General features: G+C 75.7%; 1 protein-coding gene. It reads right to left on the reverse strand.

Annotated features, from left to right (window positions below; genetic code table 11):
- Positions 1 to 1,713: elongation factor G (locus ABZ641_RS33225; protein ID WP_359987922.1), on the reverse strand; the 1,713-nt coding region annotated here is incomplete at its 3' end.
- Positions 1,714 to 2,422 lie beyond the last annotated feature (709 nt).

Genomic DNA, 2,422 nt, shown 5'->3' on the forward strand with positions numbered 1-2,422 from the left:
GCCGTCGGTGAGCGTGACCCGTACGCCGGTGACCTGGTGGCCGCCGAGCGGGCCCTCGGCGAGGGCGTCGCGGCAGCCCGCCTCGACCGCCTGGACGTACTCGCGCGGGACGCGTCCGCCGGTGACGGTGGACCGGAACTCGAAGCGGACGGCCCCGGTGTCACCGTCCGGGCCGGACTGCGGGTCCGGCTCCAGCGGTTCCAGGTCGAGGACGAGGTGGGCGAACTGGCCGGCGCCGCCGTCCTGCTTGACGTGCCGGTAGACCAGCCCGGTGACGCCCCCGGTGACGGTCTCCCGGTAGGAGACCTGGGGGCGGCCGACGGCGACCTCCGGGCCGTTGGCGCGGCGGATCTTCTCCACGGCGACCTCCAGGTGGAGTTCCCCCATGCCGGACAGCAGGACCTGTCCGGTCTCGGGGTCGGTGCGGACGGTGAGGGACGGGTCCTCCTCGACGAGCCGGGCGAGGGCCGTCGCCAGCCGTTCGGTGTCGGCGGTGCGGCGGGCCTCGACGGCGACCGAGACGACCGGGTCGGCGGTGGTCGGGGGTTCGAGGACGAGCGGTGCCGCGGGGGCGCAGAGGGTGGCGCCCGCCCGGGTCGTCTTCGGGCCGACGACGGCGACGATGTCGCCGGCCGTGGCGCGGTCGGTCTCGGCGTGCCGGTCGGCCTGGACCCGCACGATGCGGGCGATCCGCTCGGTGCGGCCGGTGGCGGTGTCGAGCACGGTGTCCCCCTTCGTGACGGTTCCGGAGTAGACGCGGAGGTAGGTGAGGCGGCCGGTGGCCGTGGCGTTGACCTTGAAGGCGAGGGCGGCGAACGGCGCCGCCGGGTCGGCGGGCCGGTGCTGTTCGGTGCCGTCCAGGGTGCCGCGGACGGCCGGCACGTCCAGCGGGGACGGCAGGTAGTCGACGACGGCCTGGAGCAGCGGTTCGATGCCGCGGTTGCGGTAGGCGGAGCCGCACAGCACCACGACGGCCTCGCCGGTGCGGGTGAGGTCGCGCAGGGCCGCGGCGAGGCTCTCGGCGGAGAGCGTGCCACGGGTGCAGAACTCCTCCAGGGCGGCCGGGTGGAGTTCGGCGACGGCCTCCTCCAGGGCGCGCCGCCTCCGTTCGGCCTCGTCGCGGAGCGTCTCGGGCACGGGGCCCTCCTCGCAGCCGTCGAGGCCGTCGGTCCACACCTGGGCACGCATCCGGAGCAGGTCGACGACGCCGGTGAAGCCGTCCTCGCGGCCGATCGGCAGCTGCACCGCCAGCGGGGCCGGGTGGAGCCGGTCCCGGACGGAGGCGACCGCGGTGTCGAGGTCGGCGCCAGCGCGGTCCAGCTTGTTGACGAAGGCGATCCGGGGCACGCCGTGCCGGTCGGCCTGCCGCCACACGGCCTCGCTCTGCGGTTCGACGCCGGCGACGGCGTCGAAGACGGCGACGGCGCCGTCCAGGACGCGCAACGAGCGTTCGACCTCGTCGAAGAAGTCGACGTGGCCGGGGGTGTCGATCAGGTTGATCCGGTGGCCGTCCCAGGAGCAGCTGACGGCGGCGGCGAAGATGGTGATGCCGCGGTCGCGTTCCTGCGGGTCGAAGTCGGTGACGGTGGTGCCCTCGTGGACCTCGCCGCGCCGGTGGACGGCGCCGGTGAGGTAGAGGACCCGCTCGGTGACGGTGGTCTTGCCGGCGTCGACGTGGGCGAGGATGCCCAGGTTGCGGACGCGTGCCGGCAGCCCGGCGGGGCGGGCGGCGGCAGTGGTGGTGACGGTGGGTCGGTTCAGGTCGGTGCGCACGGCCCGGTGCCTTTCGGTGGTTCGGGAGATGGGGCGGCGCGATTTCCGGACGGAACGGAGCGGTCCCCCGGGCCCCGGTCGGGCGGGCGGCGGGCGGGTGCCTGTCGGCGCGGCGTGCGGCCGCGGTGCTGCCGGCCCTCGCCGGGGACTCCGGCGGAGGTGTCGGTGCAGGCAGGCTGGGCTCAGGTGTTCGTCACGGACCTCCGGTGCGGGCCGCGCAGCCTGCACCGGGTCGACGAAGACACCAGGATCACCTCGTAGCGCGAGGAGGGGACGACGGCGGCGGTGCGGTTGCGCACGGCTCTGCTCCCCTCGACTCGTCGTGGCGCGCACCTGACCTGTGGCGTGCGGCTCGCGGCGAGTCTAGGGACGGCGGCGGCCGGAGGGCACGCGATTTTTCGCGCACCACCGCGCACCACCGCGCATGTCCGGGCCCCGGCATCCGGGTCCGACGTCCAGGCCCGACGTCCGGTCAGTCGGTCGACGGGACGGTCCGGCTGACGGTCGGTCGGGGTTCGGCGGCGGTCGGTGCGCGCAGGGTGCGGACGGCGGGGACGGCGAGGACGGTCGCACAGGCGGCGACCTGCCAGAGGGCGCCGAGGCCGAGGACGGGCGCGGCGCCGAGGCGGGCGGCGAGCGGGCGTCGAGC

It is taken from the genome of Kitasatospora sp. NPDC007106, from assembly GCF_040634455.1.
GTDB classification, from domain to species: domain Bacteria; phylum Actinomycetota; class Actinomycetes; order Streptomycetales; family Streptomycetaceae; genus Kitasatospora; species Kitasatospora arboriphila.